Origin of the sequence: Nonomuraea maheshkhaliensis (assembly GCF_039529435.1) — a bacterium.
GTDB classification, from domain to species: domain Bacteria; phylum Actinomycetota; class Actinomycetes; order Streptosporangiales; family Streptosporangiaceae; genus Nonomuraea; species Nonomuraea maheshkhaliensis.
Window position 1 is genome coordinate 64,733 of the sequence record NZ_BAAAMU010000036.1, and the last position, 25,693, is coordinate 90,425.

Sequence of the window (25,693 nt, forward strand, 5' to 3'; positions counted from 1 at the left end):
CGGAAAGGGATGTGTCAGACGGGTCGGATGATACGCATGAGATCTGCCAGATCCGCTGCGAACTCGGCATCCCAGTCATCGACCGCCAGCTGCCCCGCCAGCCGCCGGTGCGCGGGCAGCTCGGCCCCCCGCCGCGTCCGAGTCTCGTCCGAGGCGCTGGAGAAGCGCCCGTTCACCTCGGAGATCGCGAACCCCAGCACGAACGTGCTCACCAGCCGCTCGATCCTGGGCACATCCGCCTCCGGCACCCCCGCGTCGAGCAGCGCCTGATAGATCAGATCCACCACGCGCACCCCGTCGGGCGTCACCGAGGCCCGGAAGAGCAGCAGCGGGAAGACCGCGCGATGCTCTCGGGCCAGCCGCCGGGTCGCCTGCGCGATCTCCGACAGCCGCTCCTGCCACGTGCCCGCCGCCTCGGACGGGGTCAGCCCGGCGAGCAGCCGCCCCACGAGGGCGTCGAGCAGCTCGCCCTTGTTGCGGAAATAGCCGTAGAGGGCCATGGGCGTCACCCCCACCCGCTCCGCCACGGCCCGCATGGACAGGGCGTCGAGCCCGCGTTCGTCGGCGATGGCGAGCGCCGCGTCGAGGATCTCCGGCTGCCGCGAGGTCTTGAGCTTCCGCACGGGATCAGTCTACAGTGTAGAGCAGTCTACACAGTAGACTGAGAGGGGCGGGTCGTCATGCTGACAGCCGAAGGACTGGTCAAGCGTTACGGCGGGGTCGTCGCACTCGACGGCTTCGACCTGCGGGTCGAGCCGGGGGAGATCGCGGGCCTGGTCGGGCACAACGGGGCGGGCAAGACGACGTTCTTCGAGATCGCCGCCGGTCTCACCGCTCCGGACGCGGGGCGGGTGCGGGTCGAGGGCGACGTGGGGATGGCCCCGCAGCACCTCGCGCTCTACCCGAGCATCACCGTACGCGAGACGCTGCGGCTCTTCGGCGGCCTGGCCGGGCTGCGCGGCCGGGCGCTGGCCGCGGCCGTCGAGAGCACGGCGGAGGAGCTGGCCCTCACCGAGGTGCTCGATCGGCGGGCCGGCCTGCTCTCCGGCGGTCAGCAGCGCCGCACCCAGGCCGCCACCGCCCTCCTGCCGGAGCCGGAGGTGCTGCTCCTCGACGAGCCCACCGCCGGTGCCGACCCCGAGACACGCGCCGCGCTGCTCGCCGCCGTACGCCGCCGGGCCGAGCGCGGGGCCGCCGTCGTCTACTGCACCCACTACCTGCCGGAGCTGACCGAGCTGGCGGCCACGGTCGCGGTGGCCGGGAACGGGCGGGTGATCGCCAGGGGTGCCGCCGCCGACCTGCTGCGGGACCTGCCGGGTGAGGTCAGGGTGACGGTGGAGGGCGCGGCGGAGATCGCCGTGGCGACCACCGATCCGACCGCCACCCTCGTCGAGCTGCTGCGCGACCTCGACCGGCCGGTGCGCGGCATCGACATCCGCCGGCCGTCCCTCGACGACCTCTACCGGGAGCTGTCCCATGCCCGATGAAGCCCCGCCGAACCGCCCCGCGTCGGGAGCCCGCCCCGTGTCCGGAGTCCACGCCTCGTCCCGCCGTGCCGCCGTGAAGAGCCGGCTCCGCGCCTCGTCGCGGCGCGTCGCCGTGCTGGCCGGGCACAACGTGCTGCTCCGCCGCCGCGACCCCGCCCACTTCGTCAGCTACCTCGTCATGCCGATGGTGCTCATGCTCATCTTCAAGGGCATGCTCGGCGAGGCCACCCAGGCCGTGACCGGCCTGCTGGTGATGTTCTCGGTGCTGTCGATGGCCGACGTCGCCACCGCCACCCTCGCCGAACGCACCTGGCGCACCTGGGACCGCCTGCGCGCCACCCGCGCCAACGTCCCCGAGATCATGATCGGCAAGGCGCTGCCGGTCTTCGGCGTGCTGGTCGTCCAGCAGGTCGTGCTGCTGGCGTACGGGGTGCTCGTGGTCGGCCTGCGCCCGGCGGGGCCCCTCTGGCCGCTGGTGCTGGCCGTGGCCACGTGGTGTTTTGCGCTGCTGTGTGTCGGCACGGCCGTCGCCGGCGTCGTCCGCAGCCAGGGCGAGCTCAGCACCCTGTGCAACATCGCCGCCCTGTCGGTCAGCGCGCTGGGCGGAGCGCTGGTCCCGTACGCGATGATGCCCGCCTGGGCGCAGGCCGTCGCGCCGCTCTCGCCCGGCTACTGGGCCACGACCATGCTGCAGGCCGCCGTCAGGGGTGACGTGGCCGGCACGGCCGGTCCCGCGGCGGTGCTCGCCGGGCTCGGCGTGGCCGCCGGCGCCTTCGCCTGCCGGCGCTTCGGCCGGGGCTGGGGGCGTTCCGCGACCCTCTGACATGAGACTGGGGGCCGTTCCGGAATGCTCTGACGTTAAATCCTGCCCGATTTCGGGCAGGATGTTGGCGTGTCTCACTCCAGAGCCGTAGTGTCCTCGTCTGTGTCCACGACACGGCATCCGTACGAAGATCTCATCACCCACCTCACGAGGACGAGCCCGCTCGGTCCTGGCGAGGCGGCCCGCGTGGTCGCCGACGTGCTGTCGTACTTCTCCGAGCCGGCCGAGGAGTTCGTCCGCCGCCGGCACGGGGAGCTGAAGGCCAGGGGATTCACCAACGACGAGATCTTCCCCAGGATCGCCGGCGAATTAGACGGCCGCCGGGTCGCGGCGCCGGAGCTGTCGCTACGGCAGCTTCGCAGGATCGTTTACGGATAGAGGAGACCTCGATGTGCGGAATCGTGGCCTACGTCGGCCCCAAGGACGCCGCGCCCATCCTGCTGGAGGGGCTGCAGCGGCTCGAATACCGGGGCTACGACTCGGCGGGGGTCGTCGTGTCCAACAAGGGCCTCAAGGTCCGCAAGGTCAAGGGCCGGGTGGCCGACCTGGCCAAGGTCGTGCCGGCCAGGTTCAAGGGCGGCCTCGGCATCGGGCACACCCGCTGGGCCACGCACGGCGTGCCGAGTGACGTCAACGCCCACCCGCACCTGTCCGCCGACGAGCGCATCGCGGTCGTGCACAACGGCATCATCGAGAACGCCGGCGAGCTGCGCGCCAAGCTGGAGGCCGACGGCGTGGTGTTCGCCTCCGAGACCGACACCGAGGTGCTCGCGCACCTGATCGCGCACGCCGCCGACGAGAACGAGTCGCTGGAGGAGGCCGTACGGAAGACGCTCAAGAGCGTCGTCGGCACCTACGGCATCGCCGTGATCGACTCCGAGCGGCCCGGCGAGGTGGTCGTGGCCCGCAACGGCAGCCCGATCGTGCTCGGCATCGGCGAGAAGGAGATGTTCGCCGCCTCCGACGTGGCCGCGCTGGTCCGCTACACCCGTCAGGTCGTCCACCTGGAGGACGGCGAGCTGGCCGTGCTCAAGGCCGACGGCTTCCACACCTTCGCCAGCGACGCCCGCGAGACGGCCAAGGAGCCGCTGACCGTCGACTGGGACGCCGGCCACTACGACACCGGCGGCTACGAGCACTACCTGCTCAAGGAGATCTCCGAGCAGCCCGAGACGATCACCCGCACCATGAGCGGGCGCCTCGACGAGCGCTTCCACGTGGCTCACCTCGGCGGCCTCAACATGGACGCCCGCGAGACGCGGGGCTTCCGCCAGGTGAAGATCATCGGCTGCGGTTCGGCGTACTACTCGGGGCAGATCGGGGCGCAGCTCATCGAGGAGCTGGCCCGCATCCCGGCCGACGCCGAGCCGGCCAGCGAGTTCCGCTACCGCAACCCGGTCGTCGACCCCGACACGCTCTACGTCGCGATCAGCCAGTCGGGGGAGACGTACGACACGCTCGCCGCCGTCCAGGAGCTCAAGCGCAAGGGCGGCCGGGTGATCGGCATCGTCAACGCCGTGGGCAGCGCCATCGCCCGCGAGGTCGACGGCGGCATCTACCTGCACGCGGGCCCCGAGGTGTCGGTCGCCTCGACCAAGGCGTTCACCTCGACCTCGGTGGCGTTCGCGCTGCTCGCGCTGCACCTCGGCCGGGTGCGCGACCTGTCGCCCGCCGACGGGCGGCGCATCGTGGACGGGCTGCGCCGGCTGCCCGGCCAGATCGAGCAGATCCTCGCCCAGAGCGAGGAGATCGCCGAGCTGGCCAAGAAGTACGCCCAGCACCCGAGCATGATGTTCGTCGGCCGCGTGCGCGGCTACCCGGTGGCCCGCGAGGGTGCGCAGAAGCTCAAGGAGATCTCGTACGTGCACGCCGAGGCCTATCCGGCCAGCGAGCTGAAGCACGGCCCGCTCGCCCTGATCGGCCCCGACATGCCGACGGTCGCGATCGTGCCCGACGACGAGCTGCTCGACAAGAACCTCACCACGCTCGGCGAGATCCGCGCCCGCGGCGGCCAGGTGCTCATGGTCGGCCACCGCGCGCCCGACGCCAAGCTGGCCGACGACGTCATCGTCATCCCGAAGAACGAGATCGAGCTCGATCCCATCCTGCTGACGATCCCGCTGCAGCTCCTCGCCTATTACGCCGCCGTGGCGCTCGGCCGCGATGTGGACAAGCCTCGCAATCTCGCCAAGAGCGTTACGGTCGAGTAAGAGGCTAATTCGGGCCAAACTATCGTTATCTCGCTGCGGACGGCATAAATTCAAACTGTGCGGCAGTTCGACCAACACCGGCCCCATCCCGCACGCATGTACGACTACATGCTCGGCGGGAAGGACAACTACGCGGTCGACCGCCAGGCCATCGACCACCTGGCGGAGCTGATCCCGGAGGCGGTCCCGCTGGCCCGGGCGAACCGGGCCTTCCTCCAGCGTGCCGTACGTTATGTGGCCCGCGCCGGGGTCACGCAGTTCATCGACCTCGGCAGCGGGCTGCCGACCCAGGGCAGCGCGCACGAGGTGGCCCCCGAGGCCAGGGTCGTCTACGTCGACCGCGATCCCGTCGTCGCCGCCCACGCCACGGTCCTGCTCCGGCGCTCGCCGGGCAGGGCCTGTTTCGTCCAGGCCGACCTGCTCGATCCCGAGGAGGTGCTGGCGAAGGCGGGTGAGTTCGTCGACCTCGACCGGCCGGTGGCCGTGCTGATGGTGTCGATCCTGCACTTCCTGCCGGACGAACGCGACCCGCAGCGGGCGGTGGCCGTCCTGCGCGAACGGATGGCGCCGGGCAGCCAGCTGGTGATCTCGCACGCGACGACGCTCGGGCGCATCGAGGACGAGGAGCGGGCCAGGAGCGTCCAGCGGGGATCGTCCTCCCGCAACGGGGCCGACCGCACGCCGGCGCAGATCCGGGCGTTCTTCGGCGATTTCCCGCTGGAGCCGCCGGGGCTCGTGCAGGCCACCGACTGGCGTCCCGATCGGCCCAAGCTGGTGGGTGACTGGTCACTGCCGTCGTCCCTCATGGCGGGAGTCGGAAAGAAAGTCAGATAAGCCCAAAAATCATGAAAAAGCGGCAAAAATAGTGATTTTGCGTGTTGACTGTGACCCCGGTGTATAGCCGCTCGTAATGGGTTAATAACCTAGAGTAATGGGGGATTCGGGCAGCACGATCATGCGCCGCCGGGGATTCATCGCCTGGGGCCTCGGCCTGGCGGCCTGCGCCGCCGGGTGCGGAGTCGAGCGCGCAGGTGAGCGGCTGGCCGCACCGCGTACCGGATTCTCGATCAACTCCGACCGGCGGCGCTGGGCCCGCGTCGGTCAGGCGTTCGCCGGCGCCGCCCGAGCGGCCGGGTTCGAGGCCGGCACCGGCCTGGGCGCCGGCTCGATGATCACCGTGACCGGCCTGCCCGCGCTCACCGCGGCCGAGCTCAACAACGGCCAGAGCCTGCTCGACACCGGCACCCCGCTGGCCAGGCTCAGCGGCGAGGCCGAGGTGGTGGTCGTGCCCGACGGCTCGCCGCTGCGCGACTTCGACGACTTCTGCGCCCGGCTGCTCGCCGGCCCCGGCCGGACCCTGCTGACCGGCGGGCCGCAGGGCGAGCCCGACCACCTGCTCTTCGGCCTGATCGCCAAGGCACTCGGCGCCGACACCAGGCAGGTCGACTACACCGGCTATCCCAGCAGCGGCGAGGCCGTCGCCGCGCTGATGGCGGGCCGGGCCACCGCCGCCGCCGGCCCCCTGTCCAACTGGCGCACCGGCATCGGCCGCGGCCGGGTCAGGGCGCTCGCGGTGTCCTCGGCCCGGCGCGTGCCCGACCTCGACGCGCCGACACTGCTCGAATGCGGTGTACGGGTGGACTTCGCCGACTGGGTGGCCGCGTTCGGGCCCGAGGACATGCCCGCGGAGCGGCGTGAGGCGGCCGTGCGCATGTGTGACGAGGTGCTCAGGTCGAGGGCGTGGGAGGCCGCCTGCCGGACGGCGGGCTGGCTGACGATCCCGCTGGCAGGCGACGACTTCGCGCTCTGGCTCGGCACGGAGATCGCCCGCACCCGCGCGACGCTGCGCGACCTCGGCCTGATCGACGCCACCAAAGCCACAACATGCTGGGGTAGTTGCGGGAACGGCCACTAGATGTAGGATCCTGGTCGTCGCTGGTTCGCCTCACCCGAGGCGGAGCAAAAGGGAACCCGGTGCGATTCCGGGGCTGCCCCGCAGCGGTGAGCGGGAACGACCGCCGTCATACGCACTGGAGAGATCCGGGAAGCGACGGCCAGTAGGAGCCATCGAGCACGCCCGCGAGCCCGAAGACCTGCCAGCGGTGTGAAGTGTTCAGGGCCTCGAGGGCGGGCCGGAGCGCGCCGCGGCGGGGGAGATCCCTGGCCGTCGTGCTCTCGCGTGCCCTCACGGGGATGAGCTCGCGAGGAGAGAGAGCACGTGACTCAGATCGTTGAGGTTGACCGCCGCCTGGCCATCGAGGAGGCCGCCGCCAGGGTGATCGCCGACCCGGCCAACTCCCGGGTCGCCGCCCGGCTGCTGGCCGAGGAGATCGCCGACGAGGCCGCCGGGCAGGGGGTGCGCACGTTCTCCGAGTCCGTCGCCGCCACCCACGCGGCCGGGCTCGTCCAGGACGGGCTGGCCGAGTTCGTCGCCGCGCACGCCGCCGAGCTCGACGCGCTGGTGCCGGACGACGCGGACGACCGCTTCGAGTACTTCGGGCTGCGCACGGTCTACGACCGCTACCTGCTGCGCCATCCCGAGAGCCGGGCGGTGCTGGAGCGGCCGCAGCACTTCCTGCTCCGCGTGGCCTGCGGGTTGTCGGAGAGCGTCGCCGAGGCAGCCGAGCTGTACGGGCTGATGTCCACGCTGGCGTACCTGCCCAGCTCGCCCACCCTGTTCAATTCCGGCGCGCGCCGCCCGCAGCTTTCGTCCTGCTTCCTGCTCGACTCGCCGCGCGACGAGCTCGAAGCCATCTACGACAGGTACGGGCAGGTGGCCAGGCTGTCCAAGTACGCGGGCGGCATCGGCATCGCGTGGACCCGGGTGCGCTCGCGCGGCTCCCTCATCAGGGGCACGAACGGCCACTCCAACGGCATCGTCCCCTGGCTGCGTACGCTCGACTCGTCCGTGGCGGCGGTCAACCAGGGCGGGCGGCGCAAGGGCGCGGCCTGCGTCTACCTGGAGACCTGGCACGCCGACATCGAGGAGTTCCTCGAACTGCGCGACAACACCGGCGAGGACGCCCGCCGCACCCACAACCTCAACCTGGCCAACTGGGTGCCCGACGAGTTCATGCGGCGGGTCGAGGCCGACGAGATGTGGTCGCTGTTCGATCCGAAGGAAGTGCCCGAGCTCACCGACCTGTACGGGGCGGAGTTCGAGGCGAAATATCGCGCCTATGAGGCCGCCGGGCGATATGTCAGGCAAATTTCGGCGCGTACCCTCTACGGCCGCATGATGCGGACCCTCGCCCAGACCGGCAACGGCTGGATGACCTTCAAGGACGCCGCCAACCGCACCTCCAACCAGACCGCCCGCCCCGAGAACGTCATCCACCTGTCGAACCTGTGCACCGAGATCCTGGAGGTCACCAGCGACGCCGAGACGGCGGTCTGCAACCTCGGCTCGGTCAACCTGGCGGCCCACCTGAGCGATGGCGATCTTGATTGGGAGCGGCTGCGCCGCACCGTACGCACCGCCGTACGCTTCCTCGACCGCACCATCGACCTCGGCTTCTACCCGACCCCCGAGGCCGGGGCGGCCAACCGGCGCTGGCGGCCGATCGGGCTCGGCGTGATGGGGCTGGCCGACGTGTTCTTCACGTTGCGGCTGCCGTTCGACTCGCCGCGGGCGCTGGAGCTGTCCACCAGGATCGCCGAGGAGATCGCGCTGGCCGCGTACGACACCTCGGCCGACCTGGCCGTGGAGCGCGGCCGGCACCCGTCGTACGCCGACACGCGCGCCGCCGCCGGAGTGCTGCACCCCGACCACTACACGGCGGCCGGCTCGGCGCGCTGGGAGGTGCTGCGCGAGAAGATCGCGCGTACCGGCCTGCGGAACTCGCTCATGATCGCCATCGCCCCCACCGCCACGATCGCCTCCATCGCCGGCTGCTACGAGTGCATCGAGCCCCAGGTCTCCAACGTGTTCAAGCGCGAGACCCTGTCGGGCGAGTTCCTCCAGGTCAACCGGTATCTGGTGGCCGACCTCCAGGCGCGCGGGCTGTGGACGCAGCAGCTCCGCGACGACCTCAAGCGGGCCGACGGCTCGGTGCAGACCGTGCCCGGCATCCCCGACGACCTCAAGGTGCTCTACCGCACCGCCTGGGAGCTGCCGCAGAAGGCGCTGATCGACCTGGCCGCCGCGCGCCAGCCGTACATCGACCAGTCGCAGTCGCTCAACCTGTTCATGGCCAGCCCCACCATCGGCAAGCTCTCCTCGATGTACGCCTACGCCTGGAAGAGCGGCCTGAAGACCACGTACTACCTGCGCTCCCGCCCCGCCACCCGCATCGCCCAGACCACGGTGACGGCCGCGCCCACCCCCTCCTCCGCGCTCGCGGCCGAGGCGGTCGCGTGCTCGCTGGAGAACCCGGAGACCTGCGAAGCCTGCCAGTAAGGAGCCCCTCTCATGCTGCTCGACCCCGGCATGGACCTCACCCTGCGTCCCATGCGCTACCCCGACTTCTACGAGCGCTTCCGCGCGGCCATCCGCAACACCTGGACCGTCGAGGAGGTCGACCTGCACAACGACCTCGCCGACCTGGCCAGGATGACGCCGCAGGAACGGCACCTGATCAACCGCCTGGTCGCCTTCTTCGCCACCGGCGACTCGATCGTGGCCAACAACCTCGTGCTCAACCTCTACCAGCACGTCAACGCCCCCGAAGCGCGCCTCTACCTGAGCAGGCAGCTCTACGAGGAGGCCGTGCACGTGCAGTTCTACCTGACCCTGCTCGACACCTACCTGCCCGACCCGGACGAGCGGGTCAAGGCGTTCGCCGCGATCGAGTACATCCCCTCGATCCGCGACAAGGCCGAGTTCTGCTTCCGGTGGATCGACTCCATCGACGGCCTGCGCCGTCTGGAGAGCGCCGCGGAACGCCGCCAGTTCCTGCTGAACCTCATCTGCTTCGCCGCCTGCATCGAGGGCCTGTTCTTCTACGGCGCGTTCGCCTACGTCTACTGGTTCCGCTCTCGTGGCCTGCTCGGAGGTCTGGCCACGGGGACGAACTGGGTCTTCCGCGACGAGTCCATGCACATGGAGTTCGCGTTCAGCGTCGTGGACACCGTGCGCGCCGAGGAGCCGTCGCTGTTCGACGACGAGCTGGGCAAGCAGGTCACGCTCATGCTGGAGGAGGCCGTCGCCGCCGAACTCGCCTTCGCGGCGGACCTCTGCGGTGACGGCATGCCCGGCATGGGTGTCGAGCAGATGCGCCAGTACCTCGAATACGTCGCCGACCAGCGGCTGACCCGGCTGGGCCTGCCCCGGCGCTACGGCTCGGCCAACCCCTTCGCGTTCATGGAGCTGCAGGACGTGCAGGAACTGGCCAACTTCTTCGAACGGCGTGTCTCTGCTTACCAAGTGGCGGTTGAGGGCAATGTGAGCTTTGACGAGACGTTCTAATACATAGGGGGCATGAACGTGCAGTCTCCGGCGGACTGGCCGATCCTGCTCATCGCGGTGATCGGATCGATCCTCCTGGTGGAAGTGCTCCGGCGGGTGCTCAACCGCGCCGGGCGCAAATGGGCCCTGGCCCGCCACCTCGTGGAGCACTGCACGTGGCCCGCCTTCCTGATGGCCGCCGCGGTGGCCGCCAACGCGGCGTTCGGGCAGGGGATGTTCGGCGACTCCCCGGCCGAGCGGGCCCTGGCCGGCACGGTGGAACGGGTGCTCGGCCTGGTCACGATCGCGGCGGTCACCTGGCTGATCGTGCAGGCCACGTACGCGCTGACCGACGTCGTCCTCGATCGGCTGGTGCTGGTCGAAGGCGAGCGCAACCGGCGGGCGCGGCGGATCATGACGCAGATCGCGCTGGTCCGCCGCATCGCCGCCGCGGTCATCATCGTGGTCGCGGTCGGCGCGATGCTCTTCTCCTTCCCGCAGGTCCGCGCGCTCGGCGCCGGCCTGCTCGCCTCCGCCGGCATCGCGGGCGCCGTCGTCGGCATCGCCGCCCAGCCGACCATCGGCAACGTGCTGGCCGGCCTGCAGCTCGCCTTCAGCGACGCGCTCCGTCTCGACGACGTCGTGGTGGTCGAGAAGGAGTGGGGGCGGATCGAGGAGCTCACGCTCACGTACGTGGTGCTACGCCTCTGGGACGAACGGCGGCTCGTGCTGCCGGTGTCGTACTTCACCCAGAACCCGTTCGAGAACTGGACCCGCCACGGCAGCCGCGTCCTGGCCGTGGTCTTCCTGCGGGTGGACTGGGCCGTCCCCGTTCCGAAACTCCGCGACGCCCTGTACGAGTTCCTCCAGGGAAACCCGCTGTGGGACCAGAAGGACTGGACGCTCCAGGTCACCGACGTGCTGCCGAACGGGCTCGTGGAGTTGCGCGCCCTGATGAGTGCCGCCGACTCGCCGTCCTCCTGGGACCTCAAATGCGATGTACGCGAATTCCTGGTCAACTTCGTCCGGGAGAATTACCCGGACGCCCTGCCCCGATTCCGCGTTGACCTCCCCGAGACCCAGGTGAGCGCGGGCTGGCACCGGGAGCACCGGCGCGACGATGAACGTCAATAAATAAGTGGCACGCCGCCCGATCATCCGTTTACCGTGGACAACGTCCGCCGGCGAGAACGAAGGGAGAGCGAGAAGTGACCGACCTGAACGTCCTGACCAGCTACCGGCCGCTCGCGCCCGCCCTGTGCGCGCCGCGGCGGAGGCTTTCCGGATAACCCCCTGACGGGTTCACCGGAAAGCCGTCCCGGACGAAAGTCCGGGGCGGCTGATTGTTTTTCATTTCCGAGTGTGGGGCAGTTTGGTCAGCCCGACTGCCTTTAGTGGACAGTCTTTCCGTATGCCCCTGAGAAAATGGTCCTTGGAAGATCTGGCGAGAGAGCTGCCGCCGGCGACGAGCCAAAGAGATCTGGCACGCCGGTTGGGCACGGCAGGACACAGCACCACCAAATCCATCATCCGCATGGCCGACGAAGCCGGAATGGACACACGCCACCTCGTCGGAAAGCGATACGAACAACACCGCCGCACGAAGGTAGAGGACGAGACGCTGGCCAACCTGGTCGCGGAGTGCTTCTCTGCCAGCGAGGTCCTGCGGAAGGCTGGCTATACCGATCAACTCCGGCGTGCCCTTCTTGAGGTCGGCGTACCCCACAAATGTGCCCGACGCGGGCAGCAGCCCGAATGGATGGGGAAGCCGCTCACTCTCCAGGCGGAGCACATCAACGGCGACCGCCTGGGCCGCCGGAAAGAGAACCTGTGTTTTCTGTGCCCGAACTGCCGCACGCAGACGGAAACCTGTGCCCGTCGCGTGAAAGTCGACGGAACGTTGCTCAGCAGGGAGAGCACCCGCTTTGGGGAGCAGGAGAATCGCAGGTTCGAATCCTGCCGCTCGGACTACGGCCCTGAAAGGAAAGGGCCGCGGGCCACGGCCTGGCCGACGGGAATGGCGCCCCTCGGCCGGACCGGGCCCTCGCCCCGGGCTGGCCCACGCCAGCCAAGCCCGGGGCCCAGCCGCTCTGGCCCAACTGGCAGAGGCGCCGTCTTCAGGAGGCGGAGGTTCAGGGTTCGAATCCCTGGAGCGGCACCGCGCGCCGACAGCACCGTCCCGCCCTCGGGCGTCTCAACGGTCGGTGCGAGGAGCCCGGCGCAGCAGGTAGGTATCCATGATCCACCCCTTGCGGGCGCGCGCCTCGGCGCGCAGCTCGCGGATGCGGCCGCCCACCTCGGAGACCTTCCCGGAGACCGGGATCTCGTCGGGCGTGCCCAGATAGGCGCCCCAATAGATGTCCCAGGAGATGTCACCGTCGTCCAGGCCGTCGAAGGAGCAGTGGGCGTCCAGCATGACGACCACGTCGTCCGCGGTGGCGCCCTCCTCGGCCAGCCGGCGCCCGGTGGTGAGGTGAACGGGCCGCCCGACCTGCGTGAGGCTGGTGCGGTGGCGGGCGGTCAGTGCGGCCACGCTGCTGATGCGGGAATAACCTCGTGGTCGAACGTGACGTTGCCGCGCTGGAGGATCTCCTCGACGGTAGCCAGCGTGCTGTCGTACACGCCCGGATCTCCCCAGACCAGGAACGCCCCCGTCTCGCCGTCGGCCAGTTCCTCGCCGACGAGCGCTTCACAGGCCAGCGCTCTGCGCGAGCGCCAGTCCGGGACGGCGGCGGTGCAGGCGGAGGTGCCGCGGTCGCGTTCCGGGTCGCGGGCCTCGGCGATCCGGTACGGCGGGCGGCCGTGCTCGGCGATCAGCTCCTGCCGCAGCCGTACCGGCTCGTCCTTCATCTCGCCCTTGTCCACGAGGAAGAACACGTCCGTACGGGCGATGGCCTTGGCCGCCTGGAGGGTGAGATGGTCGGGATCGCCCGCGCCGTTGCCGATGACGAGTAGCCGCTTCACCCATAAGAGCGTGCCAGAGCGGGAGATATACGATATCGCTCGCAAATCACTCGAGGAGGACCGTGGATCTGGCCGAGCAGGGCGACGGCTTCGCCGCGTTCTGGCAGGAGCGGCACCTGTGCACGCTCGCCACCGCTCGCCCCGGCGGGCCGCCGCACGTCGTCCCGGTCGGGGCCACGCTGGACCTGGAGACGGCGACCGCTCGCGTCATCACCTCCGGAACCTCGTACAAGGCCAGGCTCATCGCCCGGTCGGGTTCGTCAGGTGCGCTGGTGGCGCTGACCCAGGTGGACGGCCGCCGGTGGTCGACGCTGGAGGGCCTGGCCGTGCTGCGGACCGAGCCCGGGCAGGTGGCCGACGCCGAGCGCCGCTACGCCGCCCGCTACAAGCCGCCGCGTCCGAACCCGTCCAGGGTGGTCGTGGAGATCCTGGTGACGAACGTGCTGGGCAACGTGTGATCACCGTCGTCGGTGTCGGGGCGGACGGCTGGGACGGGCTGCCCGCCGGGTCGCGCCGTGCGGTGGAGACGGCGGAGGTCCTCATGGGCGGCGCCCGGCAGCTCCGCCTCGTGCCTGACTCGGCCGCCGAGCGGGTCGAGATCGGCCGGGATCTCCGCCACCCGGTCGTTCCACTCGGCCACCACCCGGTTGCGCTGGAGCCGCATGGGGTTGAACCGCGGGAACTCCGGCCCGAAGATCGACGTGAGCACGGTGCCGTCCCCGGTGGCGGCGACCAGCCGCCGGTGGTGCTCGGGATGCACGCGGGCCTCGTGCGAGGCGACCATGCCGAGATAGCCGCCGACCTGGTCATCAGCGTCGCCACCGTCAAGGCGTGCGTGAGCCGGCCGCTGGGCAAGCTCGGCGCGCGCGACCGGGTTCAGCTCGTCATCCTCGCCTATGAGGCGGGTCTGGTGGCACCGTCGAAGTGATCGCCGACAGTCCGCCCACCGCGCCCCTCGTCTCCTCCCGGGCCGGAGCCGGCTTGACGGGTGCGCGGCGCGGTGTTCACCCCGGTGGGATTCGCGGTTTCATGATGGCCGCGGGGGTCACCGCGACCGGGCACCAGGCTTCGAGCAGCGCGGCCTGGGTGACAGGGCCCAGGAGCAGGCAAGGGGGAGATTCGTTGCCCCGGTTGCCGAGCACGAGGAGCGTGGCGTCCCTGGTCGCGTCGAGCAGGGCGCGTTGCGGGCGTTCGGTGACAAATTCGGTGATCACCGGCACATCGGGACGCTTCTGAGCCAGGTGTGCGGCGACCTCGCGGAACCGGGCCTCGGCTCCCCGGCGCAGCGCGCGCGAGTCCACGAACGGCAGCGGCTCCGGCCAGGACGACGAGCCGCAGTCGGCCCAGCAGCACAGGACCGTCACGGTGCCGAGGCGCAGCGCGGCCTCGTCCAGGGCGAGATCGAGCGCGGCGAGGCTGGCGGGTGAGCCGTCCAGGCCGACCACGATCCTGGCGTCCGGGCCGGTCCGTGGCTGGAGCTCCGGGCGTACGACGATGACCGGTCCCACGCAGTGCGCGGCCACCTGGACGGAGGCCGACCCCACCTCCAGACCTTCGAACCCGCCCTGCCCGCGCAGTCCCAGCACCGTCAGCTCCGCCGCGCGCCCGAGCTCCAGGAGCACCGCGGCGGGTGAGCCCCGTCCGAGGATCCGCCGGACGTCCACGTCGGGGGCGAGCTCACGGGCTCGCCGGACGCCTTCGTCCACGACCTCCTGCGCCGCCTGGTCGATCTGCCCCATGACGTCCTCGGAGAGGGGTTTGAGCGCGTACGGCCAGTGCAGGGCGTGGCAGACCAGCACGGGGAGGCCGCGCAGCCGCGCTTCCTCGACCGCCCAGATCAGCGCGTGCCGGCTCTCGGGCGAGTCGTCGTAGCCGACCAGGACGGGCCGGGCGGCCAGGCCATCGCTCATCTCGCCGCCTCCCTGAGCGGAACCGTCTGCTCCTGCACCGGTTGAGCATTCCCGGGGCCATGGGGACAAGCCCCGTGAGGACGCAAAAGCCTCGCCATGTCTTGCTTGCTCTCTTTGGGGTTTGCCGGAGAGCCCTCAGCCGGGAGGAGGAGGACTGGTTTCGTGCTTGTCCAGCGGGGCTCGGGAGGGTCGGTCTCGTGCTTGTCGCGCGATCTCAGGGGCCGGGTGCCGGCGGTACGGCCGGGGTAGGGCGGGGGGAGGGGTGCAGGATGCGGTCCAGGCGGGCGGCGGCGTAGCCGAGCACGGACAGGGCGGTGACGATCAGCAGATCGCCCGCCGTCAGCGGCTGGGTGCCGAGGAGCTGGCGCAGCGGCGGTACGTACAGGGCCGCCAGTTGCAGGACGAAGGCGCCGGCTACGGCGAACAGCAGCATGGGGTTGGCCAGGGATCCCGGCCGGGTCCTGGAGCCGAGCGCGACGCCGAGCTGAGTGGCGCCGAGGGCGAAGAAGGCCATGCTCTGCCACGGCCGTCCGGTCGCGGCGGCCCAGACGGCGACGCCGAGGGTGACGGCGGTGAGCACGACGGCGATCCTGAGGACGCGCTGCCACAGGCCCGCGCCGAGGATGCTCTGGCCAGGTGGCCGGGGCGGGTCGGCCATGGCGCCGGGGACGGTGGGCTCGCCGCCGAGGGCCACGCCGGGCAGGCCGTGGGTGAGCAGGTTGATCCACAGGATCTGGGCGGGGAGCAGGGGGAGCGGGAGGCCGACGAACGGGCCCAGCAGCATCACGGCGATCTCGGCGGCGCCGCCGGACAGGCCGTAGACGAGGAAGCGGCGGATGTTGGCGTACACGCGCCGGCCCTCTTCGACGGCCGCGACGACGGTGTCGAGGTTGTCGTCGGCGAGGACCAGGTCGGCGGCCTGCCGGGCCACCTCGGTGCCGCGTCTGCCCATGGCCACGCCGATGTCGGCGCGGCGGAGCGCGGGGCCGTCGTTGACGCCGTCGCCGGTCATGGCCAGGATGCCGCCCTGCTCCTGGAGGCGCTGGATGATGTCGAGCTTCTGCTCGGGGGTGGCACGCGCGTAGACGGCCGCCTGAACTCCGCCCTGTTCCCGGTCCCGGGCCCGGTTCTGTTCCCCATCCCGGTCCTGGTCCTGGGCTCGGTTCCGGTCGAGGGCGCCGGGCTCGCGGCAGTCGACGACCGGGTCGCCGTCGGCGATGATGCCCAGCTCGATGGCGATGGCGCGGGCGGTGCCCGGGTGGTCCCCGGTGATGAGGATGGGTCTGATGCCGGCCCGCTTGCAGTCGGCGACGGCGGTGGCGGCGGCCGGACGTGGCGGGTCCAGGATCGCGATCAGGCCGAGCAGCGACAGGCCGCTCTCTTGCAGCGTGGCCGGTACGTCGTCGAGATCGGTGCTCGCCACGGCCAGGACCCGGTAGCCGTCCTGGGCGAACCGGTCGGCCTGGGCGGCGGCGCGGGCGAGCAGGTCCGGTTCGTCGATCAGGACGGGGTGGCGCAGCAGGGCCTCCGGCGCACCCTTGCAGATGAGCCGGACGCCGCCGCCGGGCAGCCGGTGCAGGGTGCTCATACGCTTGCGGCCGCTGTCGAAGGGCAGCTCGGCCAGGCGGGGGAAGCGGGCTTGCACGTCCCGGCGGTCGAGGCCGAGTTTGGCGGCGGCGGCGAGCAGCGCCGCCTCGGTGGGGTCGCCCAGCGCCACCCACTCACCGGAGTCCGGTGCCGCTGATTTGGCGGAGGCCGGTGTCGGCGATTCGGCGGAGCTCGGTGCTGCTGGTTCGCGGGTGCCCGGTGCCGGAGGTTCGTCGGATGGGGCCTGCGGGGGTGCGAGGCGGGCGTCGTTGCAGAGCATGGCTGCTGTCAGTAGTGCGGTGAAGGCGTCTGGGGCGGCCTCGCTGGTGATCCGGCCCTCCGGGGCGTAGCCGGTGCCGGTGAGCGTGGCCTGGGCCGATGGGGTCCACAGGCGCCGGGCCACCATGGTGCCCTCGGTCAGGGTGCCGGTTTTGTCGGTGGCCAGGGCCGTTACCGAGCCGAGGGTCTCCACCGCGGGCAGCTTGCGGACGAGGGCGTTGCGTGCGGCCATCCGGCGGGCGCCCAGCGCCAGGCTCAGGGTCACGACGGCGGGCAGGGACTCGGGTACGGCGGCGACCACCAGGCTGATGGCGGTGATCACCATCAGCTGCACCGGCTGGCCGCGTACCAGACCCAGAGCCAGGACCACCGCCGACAGCAGCACGGCGACGCCCGCCAGCAACCGGCCGACCCCCATCAGGCGGCGCTGCAGCGGCGTGAGACCGGTGCTCTTGACCATCAGGGAGGCGATGCGGCCACTCGCGCTGGCCGCCCCGGTGGCGGTGACCACCGCCCGGCCGCGCCCGCGTACCACGACGGTGCCGGAGGAGAGCGGCTCGCCCGCGGGCTTGTCCACCGGCACCGACTCGCCCGTCAGCGCCGACTCGTCGACGAGCAGGGCCGCCGCCTCGCGCACCTCGGCGTCGGCGGGGACGATGTCGCCCTCGGCCAGGACCAGCAGGTCTCCCACCACGACGTCGCTGGACGGGATCTGCTGCTGGCGGCCGTCGCGGACCACGCGCGCCTCCGGGCTGGCGAGCTGCGCCAGAGCCGTGATCGCGCGGTCGGCCCGGATCTCCTGGACCACCCCGACGGTGGTGTTGACCACGATCACCAGCATGATCACGGTCGCGTCGGCCCAATCGCCCGTCGTGACGGTCAGCACCGCCGCGATGAGCAGGACGATGATGAGCGGATCGCGCAACTGCGTGGCGATCCGGCGCCACAGGGGCACGGGTGGCTTCTGTGGGAGCAGGTTCGCGCCGTCGCGCGCCAGCCGGGCGGCCGCCTCGGCCGACGTCAGCCCAGTCAAAGGCGTCACCGTCGTCACCGTCATGTCCTCCGTGCTCCCCGCGGCAGTCCGGCCGACCAGGCGGCGGACGGCCGCTCGGCTGTCCCCGCCGCTGGCCGTCCGCCTGCCGTCCGCCGCCTGCTGTCCGTTGTCCGCTGAATGCCTGTCCGCTTGTTGCCGGTCGCTTCCTACTGTTCGCGAACGAGGACCGCGACGACCAGGGACGTTAGTCCTTTCCCGCCAGGCCGGAAGCACACATCGGGGAAGACGCCCTGCTCCACACCCGGCGGCGCTCCCGCATCGGCGGGTGGGCGAGATAGCTCAGGCGGCGCGTTTCCGTCTCGGCGGGTGGCCCAAATGCCTGGGGCGGTCGGGACTTCCGGCCCTGTCCGCGGGCCCCCGGCTGAGATCGGATGGGGTGACGACAACGGGGGAAGCCGTGCTGCCCGACAAAAGTCGCAAGCCGGGCACTCCCGCCAACCATGCCGAGAAGGGAACGTGCGCATGACCGCAGTTTCTGATGAGCAGGTCCGCGAGGCCGTCGACGAGAACACGCTGCGGAGACTGGCCGCCCCGGCGCCCGAGGAGCTCGAACAACTGGACGCCTGGTGGCGGGCCGCCAACTACCTCACGATCGGGCAGATCTACCTCAAAGGCAATCCGCTGCTCCGCGAGCCGCTCGCGCCGCGGCACATCAAGCCCCGGCTGCTGGGCCACTGGGGCACCAGCCCGGGACTGTCACTGATCTACGCGCACGTCTCCCGGCTCATCCGGCACACCGGGCAGCAGGCGATCTACCTCGCCGGGCCGGGCCACGGCGGACCGGCGCTGGTGGCGGCCGGTTATCTGGAGGGCACGTACAGCGAGATCTACCCGCGGGTCAGCCAGGACGAGGCCGGGATGGCGCGGCTGTTCCGGCAGTTCTCCAGCCCGGGCGGCATCCCCAGCCACGTCTCGGTGACCACCCCCGGCTCGATCCACGAGGGCGGCGAGCTCGGATACGTGCTGGTGCACGCGTTCGGCGCCGTCATGGACAACCCCGACCTGCTGGCCGTGGCGGTGGTGGGCGACGGCGAGGCCGAGACCGGGCCGCTGGAGGGGTCGTGGAAGGGCGTGTCGTTCCTCAACCCGGAACGTGACGGCGCCGTCCTGCCGATCCTGCACCTGAACGGCGCGAAGATCGCCGGCCCGACGGTGCTGGCCCGCAAGGACCCGGCCGAGGTGCGCCGGCTGCTGGGGGGCCACGGTTACGACGTGCTGGAGGTGGAGGGATCCGACCTGCCCGGCATGCATCTTCGCTTCGCGGCGGCGCTGGCCGACGCCTGGGGCCGGATCCGCGCCATCCAGCACCAGGCTCGCACCGGCGGGTGGGACGGGGCCCGGCCGCAGTGGCCGGTGATCGTCCTGCGCTCGCCCAAGGGGTGGACCGGCCCGGAGCAGGTGGACGGCGTGCAGGTGGCGGGCACGTGGCGCTCGCACCAGGTGCCGCTGTCCGGGGTGCGCGACAACCCCGAGCACCTGGCGATCCTGGAGGAGTGGATGCGCTCGTACCGGCCGGAGGAGCTGTTCGACGCCACCGGCGCGCCCGCCGAACTGGTAAGCGGTCTGGCCCCCGACGGCGACCTGCGGATGAGCGCCAGCCCGTACGCCAACGGCGGGCTGCTGGCGCGCGATCTCGCCCTGCCCGACTTCCGCGACTACGCCGTCGAGGTGCCGCGTCCCGCGCGGACGCTCGCCGAGTCGACCCGCCGGCTCGGCGAACGGCTGCGGGACGTCTACCGCGACAATCCGCACACCTTCCGGCTGTTCTGCCCGGACGAGACCAGCAGCAACCGGCTCGGCGCCGTGTTCGAGGAGTCGGACCGCGCCTTCGCCGAACGCGTCACCGGCGACGACGTGGCGATCAGCAGGAACGGGCGGGTCATGGAGGTGCTGTCGGAGCACAACTGCCACGGCTGGCTGGAGGGCTACACGCTGACCGGGCGGCACGGCATGTTCGCCACGTATGAGGCGTTCGCGATGGTCAGCGCCTCTCAGACGGTGCAGCACGGCAAGTGGCTGCAGGAGGCCGGCCGGCTGCCCTGGCGGGCCAAGGTGCCCAGCCTCAACGTGCTGCTGACCTCGACCGCCTGGCGCAACGACCACAACGGCTTCTCCCACCAGGGCCCCGGCCTGATCCAGGTCGTGCTGACCCAGCGCGGCGACGTCGCCCGCGTCTACCTCCCGCCGGACGCCAACTGCCTGCTGTCGGTGGCCGACCACTGCCTGCGCTCGCGGTCGTACATCAACCTCATCGTCATCGACAAGCAGCCGCAGCCGCAGTGGCTGAGCATCGACCAGGCGGTCGAGCACTGCGCCCGCGGGGCCGGGATCTGGGAGTGGGCCGGCACCGACGACGGCACCAGCGACCCTGACATCGTGCTGGCCTGCGCCGGGGACGTGGTGACCATGGAGACGGTCGCGGCGGCCCAGATCCTCAAGGAGCGGCTGCCCGGCCTGAAGGTGCGGGTGGTGAACGTCGTCGACCTGATGACGCTGATGCGGCCCAAGGACCATCCGCACGGCATGAGCGGCACGCTGTTCACCGAGCTGTTCACCGACACCGTGGACGTCGTGTTCGCCTTCCACGGCTATCCCGGCGCGATCCACCAGCTCGTGCACGGCCGCCCGGACGCCGACCGGTTCCGGGTGCGCGGCTTCATCGAGGAGGGCACCACGACCACGCCCTTCGACATGACCGTGCGCAACCGAGCCTCCCGCTACCACCTGGTCATGGACGCCATCAACAACGCCGGGCGGCTGCCGCGCGGCGCGAGCGATCTGATGGCGTGGTGCGAGCGGAAACTCGCCGAGCACCAGGCGTACGTGGTCGAGCACCTGGAGGACATGCCCGAGGTGCGTGACTGGTCGCTGGGCGACTGAGCGCGGAAGGCGGAAAGACCGGCCCCCCGAGGGCCGTTCTTTCCGCACGGAGCGGGTCAGGTGGTTTCCAGCTCGGCGGCGGGCCGCCGTGGGCTGCGCGCCACGGGAAGCCCGTAACCGAACCTGATGATCATCTGCGGGTGGCCCCTGCGGTGGCGCGGGTCGCGCCGTCCGCGCATGTCGCGCAGGTCGAGCGGCTGGTTCAGGAACGACGCCGACACGCCGTGCCCGGCGGCCACCAGCAGCACCCGCTGCAGCGCCTGACCCGCCCGCAGCCAGTCATCGGGGCGGTCGCCCATCGTGGTCAGCACCGCGAGCTGCGGCCGCTCCTCGAACCGGGCCGTGCCCTCCTGCCGCCCGAAGTCACGCACCGGCGCTGGATCCCGCAGCGGGCGCGGCCCATGGACGTAGCCGGGCAGGCCGTCGTAACGCGCGCCCGGCATCGTCCAGGCGGCCAGTTCGGCGCGGTAGTCGTGGTCGCGGGCCAGTTGCTCCTCGGCGATGGCGGCGTAGTCGAGCATGTCGTCCGTCGCGTGCCGGTCGAGGAAGACCAGCCCCGCGCCCTCCCGGCGGGCGGCCTGCCTGAGCCCGGCCCGCACCGCGCGCGGCAGGACGCGGTCGGCGAACGGGCGGCGGCTGGTGCGGCGCACGGGGATGAGGTCGTACAACGCGCGGTACTCGTCAGGGACGGGGAGGCTCCCGCCCAGGCGCACGACCGCCAGCAGCTCGGGCTCCTCCTCGGCCGAGGGCAGCAGCCACACCACCGGCCGCCGGCCGGCCGTGCGCACCGCCAGGCGCAGGTTGAACAGCGCCGCGCCGCAGCTCACGTACTGGTTACGCCCGCGCGGATCGCTGATCCGTAGCCACCGGTCGTGGTCGGCGAACAGTTCGACGAACTCCCCGCGCACCACCCGGAAGCGCCACGGCTGGGTGTTGAACACCGACGGCGCCTGCCCGGCCGCCACGAGCAGCCGCCGGGCGCCGAGTTCGGTAGCGAGTGAAACGGACATCACACACCTCCTGCCGCCGACGCTGCCGCACCCGGTCCGGCCGGGGTGAGTGTCCGAAGGCCCCGCCCACGCGCCGAAGGTCCCGGCCCAGGAGGAGGACCAAGGTCCTTCAGCCTCAGGCCGTACGGCACTGAGCACCGGCCGCGCTGAGCGGTGTGATGGAGGTGCGAGCAAGAAAGCATGAAAATCAGGAAAGGAAGGCCCGCCATGGCCACCACCGTCAACAGGCCCGTGACACACCTCGGCGTGGACCAGGCGGAGCACAGGAACCCCGCCGACTACGCCTGGGCCGCCGCCCGGATCTCGATCGGCTGGATCTTCCTCTGGGCCTTCCTGGACAAGACCTTCGGCTGGGGCTTCGCCACCCCGGCGGCCAAGGCCTGGATCAACGGCGGCAGCCCGACCACCGGCTTCCTCAAGGGCACCGGCGAGAACGCCCTGGGCGGCTTCTTCTCGGCCCTGGCCGGACAGGCGTGGGTGGACTGGCTGTTCATGGCCGGTCTGGCCGGCGTCGGCCTGGCGCTCGTGCTCGGGATCGGCACCCGGATCGCGGCCGGCGCGGGCGGTGCGATGCTGCTGCTGATGTGGGCGGCCGAGCTGCCCCTGACCACCAACCCGTTCATGGATGATCACATCGTCTACGCGATCGTCCTCGTCGGACTGGCCCTCGCCGGCGCCGGCCGCACGTTCGGACTGGGCAACCTGCCCGTCGTCCGCCGCACCTCGTGGCTCAAGTGAGTCCCTCGGCCCACCCGCCCGCCCTGCCCCGCAGGGCGGGCTTTCGCCGATGAGGAAGCGGGAGTGGAGGAAAGATCATGATCGTCGTGGGAGTGGACGGCTCGCGGGCCGGGCTGGAGGCCGCCGGCTGGGCGGCGCGGGAGGCGGCGCTGCGTGACGTGCCGCTGCTGGTGGCGCACGCGATGCCGCGGTGGGCGTACGAGACGGAGAGTGGCCGGCTGGCCGAGGTGGCCGCGTGGATGCGCGAGGGCGGCAGAGAGATTCTGGCGGCGGCGGTGGAACGGGCACGCGGCGACCAGCCGAAGATCAGCGTAAGGACGACGTTCCTGCCCGACGACCCCAGGACCGCCTTGATCGAGGCCACACGGGATGCCGAGCTGCTGGTCGTGGGCGGCCACGGGATCGGCGGGGTGCGCGGGATGCTGGTCGGCTCGGTCGCCTACGGGGTGGCCGGGCGGGCGCCCTGCGACGTCGTGGTGGTCCGTCCGGTCTCGTCGCCGCCGGTGGACGAGATCGTCGCCGGGATCGACGGGTCCCCGGCGTCGGCGCGGGTGCTGGAGTTCGCCTTCGCCGAGGCGGAGCTGCGCGGCACCCGGTTGCGGCTGGTACGGGCCAGGGCTCAGCAGGGCTTCGACCCCATGGCACGGGAGGAACCGGGCACGCTGAAAGAACTGCTGAGCGGCCTGCGCGCGGGGCACCCGGATGTTCCCGTTGTCGAGGAGTCGGTGCACGGCCATCCGGTCGAGGTGCTGTGCCAGGCCGCGACCGGGGCGGAGCTGCTGGTGGTGGGCTCGCACGGGTCGGGCACGTTCGCCGCCATGATGCTGGGGTCGGTCAGTCACGCCCTGCTGCACCACGCCCCGGGCCCGCTCGCCGTGGTGAGAATCACCCGTTGATCCGGCCCGTCCCCGGCGCCGACGGCTGGACAGGACGGCTCATCGCAGGCACTATTTATTTACGAGACCGTTTCGTAAATAAAATGGTGAGGTGATGGCGATGGACACGGACGTACTGGTGGTCGGCGCGGGACCGGTCGGTCTCGCGCTGGCCTGCGGGCTGCGCCTGCACGGCGTGTCGGTCCGTGTGATCGACAAGGCCGCCGGCCCGGCGACCACCTCGCGGGCGAACTTCGTGCACGCCCGCGGCTCGGAGGTGCTCGACCGCCTGGACGCCCTGGGCGAGCTGCCGCAGGAGTCGGTGCGGGCCATGACGATCACCACCTACGCGGGCGACCGCCCGATGATGCGCATCCGGTTCGGCGACCCCGGGCTCCGCACCGCCGCCGCGCCCATGGTGATCTCGCAGGCGCGGGTCGAGGCGGTGCTGCGCGAGCGGCTGGCCGAGCTCGGAGTCCGGCCGGAATGGGGCAACGGCGTGGTCGAGATCTCCCAGGACACGACCGGCGTCACCGCGGTGCTCGCCGACGGCGGCATCGTCAGGGCCGGTTGGCTGGCAGGCTGCGACGGCGCCGGCAGCACGGTCCGCAAGCTGGCCGGTATCGGTTTCCCCGGCGTCAAGGTCAGCGAACGCTTCCTGCTCGTCGACGGCCACATCGAGGGTGAGCCCGCGCTGGACCGATCGGGCACGAGCGGCTGGGTGCATCGAGATGGCATGCTGGGCGCCATGCCGATGCCCGGCGGGCACTGGCGGCTGCTCGCCTACGACCCCGCCTTCGCCGACGACAAACCAGGCGAGGAGCAGATCGCCGACCGGATGCGGCGCATCCTGCCTGGCCGCACCGGCCGGCCCGGCCTGCGGCTGGGCGAGGTCTCCTGGGCGTCGCTGTTCAGCGTGCACCGCCGTCTGGCCGACGGCTACCGCGCCGGGCGGGTCCTGCTGGCCGGCGACGCCGCGCACGTGCATGCCCCGTTCGGCGGCCAGGGCATGCTGACCGGGCTCGGAGACGCCGAGAACCTCGCCTGGAAGCTCGCCCTCGTGGTAAGCGGCTCGGCTGGGGACCGTCTGCTCGACACCTACCAGGCCGAACGCCGCCCGCTGGCCACCGCGGTGCTGCGGGGCAGCACCGCGGCCACCAAGGTCAACATCGCCGACGGGCTGCTCGGCCGGTTCCTGCGCGACCAGATCCTGCTGCGTGTCTTCAGCCTGGCCTGGATCCAGCGGTGGATCACGTACACGACCTCGCAACTGTGGGTGAGCTACCGCGGCGGGCCGCTCGGGGGCCGGGGCGGCAGACCTCGTCCCGGCGACCGCGTGCCCGACCTGACCTGCGAGCGCGACGACGGCACCCGCACCCGCTTGTACGCCGAACTGCGCGGCACCTGGGCGGTGCTCGGCGACGGCGCGGACGCCGCCTTCGAGGAGGCCCGGCGGCGGCTCGGCGATCGCGTCGTCCGGCTGCACGCCTCCGGCTCCGCGAGGCAGGCGCTGCTCGTCCGGCCGGACGGGCACCTGGCCTGCAAGGGCGGCCCGGCCGAGTTCGGGCGCTGGCTGGACGGGGCACTCGGGTGACGGCCACCCGAGGACGTGGCCGCCCGCGCGACCCCGGCACCGACACCGCGATCCTGACCGCCGCGCTTGAGCTGTTCGTCGAACGCGGCGTCGAGGGCACCAGCATGGAGCAGGTCGCCAAACGCGCGGGTGTGGGCAAGCTGACCCTCTACCGCCGCTGGAGCAGCAAGGAGGAGCTGCTCGCCCAGGCCATCGAGCAGGAGGTGAGCGCCGACATCAGCCCGTCGGCCGCCGACGTCCAAGCCCTGGCACCGCGCGAGATCGTCGAACGCCTCCTGCCCGCGGCGGCCGAGACGGCCGCGAGCCCGGGCTTCCGCGCGCTGGTCGCGCGCATCCTGGGCTCGGCCGTCAGCCATCCGGAGCTGATGGAGATCTACTGGAGGCACTACATCCTGCCCCGCCGGGAGCTGGCCGCCGCCCTGCTCCGCCGCGCCCAGCAGGACGGCCTGGTGGCCGCCGACGCCGACCTGGACGTCGTCATCGACATGATGGCCGGCGCGGTGACCTACCGCGTCCTGCAACCCGACCCTCCGGACGCCGCCGAGATGCTGCGTTACCTGAAGGCCGTTTACCGCCAGGCGGGCCTGTATCCGGCGGGACCATGAGGCCCCGAGGTCACGCGCCGCCCCAGACGGGCAGGTCGGCGATGTCGTCGTGCTTCCAGCTCAGCTCGTCGTGCACCGCCACGACGCCGTCGATGTTCTCGGCCAGGTGGACGGCGGTGACGGCCTGGCTGCGCTCGGGGTAGGTCCCGGTCAGGGTGACGACGGCGTCGGTCACGCTGACGTCGGCCCGGCCGCGCAGGGCCTCGCGGACGTCCCGTTCGATGTCCTCGTCCAGGCGCAGGAAGACCTTGATGAGGTCGCGGCGGCTGACGATGCCGACGAGGCGGCCGT

24 protein-coding genes, 1 tRNA gene and 1 riboswitch are annotated in these 25,693 nt (G+C 71.5%); of the genes, 17 read left to right on the top strand and 8 right to left on the bottom strand.

The genetic code is table 11. The features are described from left to right. Positions 1–14 precede the first annotated feature (14 nt). Positions 15–623 carry a TetR/AcrR family transcriptional regulator gene (locus tag ABFX54_RS24395; protein WP_346108344.1) on the bottom strand — a complete coding sequence of 203 codons (609 nt, stop codon included), beginning with the start codon at positions 621–623 and terminating at the stop codon, positions 15–17. 57 nt (positions 624–680) lie between these two features. Between ABFX54_RS24395 and ABFX54_RS24400 the strand changes: the two genes are divergently transcribed. The 10 genes from ABFX54_RS24400 (at position 681) to ABFX54_RS24445 (ending at position 12,064) form a co-directional block, all read left to right on the top strand. After that, complete coding sequence (locus ABFX54_RS24400; protein WP_346108346.1) at positions 681–1,487, top strand: ABC transporter ATP-binding protein; 807 nt, start codon at positions 681–683, stop codon at positions 1,485–1,487. 37 nt (positions 1,488–1,524) lie between these two features. Next, positions 1,525–2,310, top strand: coding sequence for an ABC transporter permease (locus tag ABFX54_RS24405; RefSeq protein ID WP_346108348.1), 786 nt, complete (start codon positions 1,525–1,527; stop codon positions 2,308–2,310). A 102-nt stretch (positions 2,311–2,412) separates the two neighbouring features. Then, complete coding sequence (locus ABFX54_RS24410) at positions 2,413–2,688, top strand: hypothetical protein (protein ID WP_346108350.1); 276 nt, start codon at positions 2,413–2,415, stop codon at positions 2,686–2,688. Between the two features lie 11 nt (positions 2,689–2,699). Further along, positions 2,700–4,520: a glutamine--fructose-6-phosphate transaminase (isomerizing) gene (gene glmS / locus ABFX54_RS24415; protein WP_346108351.1), complete on the top strand. Its 1,821-nt coding sequence runs from the start codon at positions 2,700–2,702 to the stop codon at positions 4,518–4,520. Between the two features lie 57 nt (positions 4,521–4,577). Next, on the top strand, positions 4,578–5,354 hold the full coding sequence (locus ABFX54_RS24420; RefSeq protein ID WP_346108353.1) for an SAM-dependent methyltransferase: 777 nt from the start codon (positions 4,578–4,580) through the stop codon (positions 5,352–5,354). A 97-nt stretch (positions 5,355–5,451) separates the two neighbouring features. Next, positions 5,452–6,435, top strand: coding sequence for a Bug family tripartite tricarboxylate transporter substrate binding protein (locus ABFX54_RS24425; protein ID WP_346108355.1), 984 nt, complete (start codon positions 5,452–5,454; stop codon positions 6,433–6,435). Between the two features lie 4 nt (positions 6,436–6,439). Next, positions 6,440–6,635, top strand: a riboswitch (cobalamin riboswitch). Between the two features lie 103 nt (positions 6,636–6,738). Continuing rightward, a complete protein-coding gene (locus tag ABFX54_RS24430; protein ID WP_346108356.1) occupies positions 6,739–8,919 on the top strand; it encodes a ribonucleoside-diphosphate reductase subunit alpha in 2,181 nt (726 codons plus the stop codon). Between the two features lie 12 nt (positions 8,920–8,931). Next, positions 8,932–9,927, top strand: a complete 996-nt coding sequence (locus ABFX54_RS24435; RefSeq protein ID WP_346108358.1) for a ribonucleotide-diphosphate reductase subunit beta — start codon at positions 8,932–8,934, stop codon at positions 9,925–9,927. Between the two features lie 12 nt (positions 9,928–9,939). Next, entirely contained in the window at positions 9,940–11,040 is a 1,101-nt protein-coding gene (locus ABFX54_RS24440) for a mechanosensitive ion channel family protein (RefSeq protein ID WP_346108359.1), read from the top strand. A 950-nt stretch (positions 11,041–11,990) separates the two neighbouring features. After that, positions 11,991–12,064 (top strand) — tRNA-Leu (locus ABFX54_RS24445). Positions 12,065–12,100: 36 nt separating this feature from the next. On the opposite strand, the gene ABFX54_RS24450 is transcribed toward ABFX54_RS24445, so the two are convergent. Beyond that, the gene (locus ABFX54_RS24450; RefSeq protein WP_346108360.1) at positions 12,101–12,439 is read right to left on the bottom strand and encodes an SAM-dependent methyltransferase; all 339 of its coding nucleotides are present in this window, start codon (positions 12,437–12,439) and stop codon (positions 12,101–12,103) included. Continuing rightward, the gene (locus tag ABFX54_RS24455; protein ID WP_346108362.1) at positions 12,427–12,870 is read right to left on the bottom strand and encodes an SAM-dependent methyltransferase; all 444 of its coding nucleotides are present in this window, start codon (positions 12,868–12,870) and stop codon (positions 12,427–12,429) included. Before ABFX54_RS24455 ends, ABFX54_RS24450 begins: the two co-directional genes overlap by 13 nt. A 62-nt stretch (positions 12,871–12,932) precedes the next feature. Between ABFX54_RS24455 and ABFX54_RS24460 the strand changes: the two genes are divergently transcribed. Beyond that, positions 12,933–13,328: a pyridoxamine 5'-phosphate oxidase family protein gene (locus ABFX54_RS24460; protein ID WP_346108364.1), complete on the top strand. Its 396-nt coding sequence runs from the start codon at positions 12,933–12,935 to the stop codon at positions 13,326–13,328. Here the strand turns inward: ABFX54_RS24460 and ABFX54_RS24465 are convergent. Beyond that, positions 13,253–13,654 carry a hypothetical protein gene (locus tag ABFX54_RS24465; RefSeq protein ID WP_346108365.1) on the bottom strand — a complete coding sequence of 134 codons (402 nt, stop codon included), beginning with the start codon at positions 13,652–13,654 and terminating at the stop codon, positions 13,253–13,255. The two genes, ABFX54_RS24460 and ABFX54_RS24465, sit on opposite strands and share 76 nt — an antisense overlap. Between ABFX54_RS24465 and ABFX54_RS24470 the strand changes: the two genes are divergently transcribed. After that, complete coding sequence (locus ABFX54_RS24470) at positions 13,640–13,798, top strand: LuxR C-terminal-related transcriptional regulator (protein ID WP_428834561.1); 159 nt, start codon at positions 13,640–13,642, stop codon at positions 13,796–13,798. The two genes, ABFX54_RS24465 and ABFX54_RS24470, sit on opposite strands and share 15 nt — an antisense overlap. A gap of 76 nt (positions 13,799–13,874) precedes the next feature. Here the strand turns inward: ABFX54_RS24470 and ABFX54_RS24475 are convergent, their stop codons facing one another. Next, entirely contained in the window at positions 13,875–14,780 is a 906-nt protein-coding gene (locus ABFX54_RS24475; protein ID WP_346108366.1) for a universal stress protein, read from the bottom strand. 214 nt (positions 14,781–14,994) lie between these two features. Continuing rightward, positions 14,995–17,703 (bottom strand): cation-translocating P-type ATPase, encoded by a 2,709-nt coding sequence (locus ABFX54_RS24480; protein ID WP_346108368.1) that lies wholly within the window; start codon positions 17,701–17,703, stop codon positions 14,995–14,997. A 459-nt stretch (positions 17,704–18,162) separates the two neighbouring features. On the opposite strand from ABFX54_RS24480, the gene ABFX54_RS24485 reads away from it, so the two are divergent. Next, positions 18,163–20,580 carry a phosphoketolase family protein gene (locus ABFX54_RS24485; RefSeq protein ID WP_346108369.1) on the top strand — a complete coding sequence of 806 codons (2,418 nt, stop codon included), beginning with the start codon at positions 18,163–18,165 and terminating at the stop codon, positions 20,578–20,580. A 56-nt stretch (positions 20,581–20,636) separates the two neighbouring features. Here the strand turns inward: ABFX54_RS24485 and ABFX54_RS24490 are convergent, their stop codons facing one another. Next, positions 20,637–21,590, bottom strand: coding sequence for an Acg family FMN-binding oxidoreductase (locus tag ABFX54_RS24490; RefSeq protein ID WP_346108371.1), 954 nt, complete (start codon positions 21,588–21,590; stop codon positions 20,637–20,639). 207 nt (positions 21,591–21,797) lie between these two features. On the opposite strand from ABFX54_RS24490, the gene ABFX54_RS24495 reads away from it, so the two are divergent. The 4 genes from ABFX54_RS24495 to ABFX54_RS24510 all read left to right on the top strand — a co-directional run bounded on the left by ABFX54_RS24495 (position 21,798) and on the right by ABFX54_RS24510 (position 25,402). After that, positions 21,798–22,328 (top strand): hypothetical protein, encoded by a 531-nt coding sequence (locus ABFX54_RS24495; protein WP_346108373.1) that lies wholly within the window; start codon positions 21,798–21,800, stop codon positions 22,326–22,328. A 77-nt stretch (positions 22,329–22,405) separates the two neighbouring features. Then, positions 22,406–23,224 (top strand): universal stress protein, encoded by an 819-nt coding sequence (locus ABFX54_RS24500; RefSeq protein ID WP_346108374.1) that lies wholly within the window; start codon positions 22,406–22,408, stop codon positions 23,222–23,224. Positions 23,225–23,324: 100 nt separating this feature from the next. Then, positions 23,325–24,797: an FAD-dependent monooxygenase gene (locus ABFX54_RS24505; RefSeq protein WP_346108376.1), complete on the top strand. Its 1,473-nt coding sequence runs from the start codon at positions 23,325–23,327 to the stop codon at positions 24,795–24,797. After that, positions 24,794–25,402 (top strand): TetR/AcrR family transcriptional regulator, encoded by a 609-nt coding sequence (locus tag ABFX54_RS24510; protein WP_346108378.1) that lies wholly within the window; start codon positions 24,794–24,796, stop codon positions 25,400–25,402. The genes ABFX54_RS24505 and ABFX54_RS24510 overlap by 4 nt, the downstream gene beginning before the upstream one ends. A 10-nt stretch (positions 25,403–25,412) precedes the next feature. Here the strand turns inward: ABFX54_RS24510 and ABFX54_RS24515 are convergent. After that, positions 25,413–25,693: BON domain-containing protein (locus ABFX54_RS24515; protein WP_346108380.1), on the bottom strand; the 281-nt coding region annotated here is incomplete at its 5' end.

Coding starts and splice junctions, on each gene's coding strand:
- ABFX54_RS24400 (WP_346108346.1), top strand. CDS start 681: ATGCTGACAGCCGAAGGACTGGTCAAGCGTTACGGCGGGGTCGTCGCA.
- glmS (WP_346108351.1), top strand. CDS start 2,700: ATGTGCGGAATCGTGGCCTACGTCGGCCCCAAGGACGCCGCGCCCATC.
- ABFX54_RS24425 (WP_346108355.1), top strand. CDS start 5,452: ATGGGGGATTCGGGCAGCACGATCATGCGCCGCCGGGGATTCATCGCC.
- ABFX54_RS24435 (WP_346108358.1), top strand. CDS start 8,932: ATGCTGCTCGACCCCGGCATGGACCTCACCCTGCGTCCCATGCGCTAC.
- ABFX54_RS24440 (WP_346108359.1), top strand. CDS start 9,940: ATGAACGTGCAGTCTCCGGCGGACTGGCCGATCCTGCTCATCGCGGTG.
- ABFX54_RS24465 (WP_346108365.1), bottom strand. CDS start 13,654: ATGGTCGCCTCGCACGAGGCCCGCGTGCATCCCGAGCACCACCGGCGG.
- ABFX54_RS24475 (WP_346108366.1), bottom strand. CDS start 14,780: ATGAGCGATGGCCTGGCCGCCCGGCCCGTCCTGGTCGGCTACGACGAC.
- ABFX54_RS24480 (WP_346108368.1), bottom strand. CDS start 17,703: ATGACGGTGACGACGGTGACGCCTTTGACTGGGCTGACGTCGGCCGAG.
- ABFX54_RS24485 (WP_346108369.1), top strand. CDS start 18,163: ATGACCGCAGTTTCTGATGAGCAGGTCCGCGAGGCCGTCGACGAGAAC.
- ABFX54_RS24490 (WP_346108371.1), bottom strand. CDS start 21,590: ATGTCCGTTTCACTCGCTACCGAACTCGGCGCCCGGCGGCTGCTCGTG.
- ABFX54_RS24495 (WP_346108373.1), top strand. CDS start 21,798: ATGGCCACCACCGTCAACAGGCCCGTGACACACCTCGGCGTGGACCAG.
- ABFX54_RS24500 (WP_346108374.1), top strand. CDS start 22,406: ATGATCGTCGTGGGAGTGGACGGCTCGCGGGCCGGGCTGGAGGCCGCC.
- ABFX54_RS24505 (WP_346108376.1), top strand. CDS start 23,325: ATGGACACGGACGTACTGGTGGTCGGCGCGGGACCGGTCGGTCTCGCG.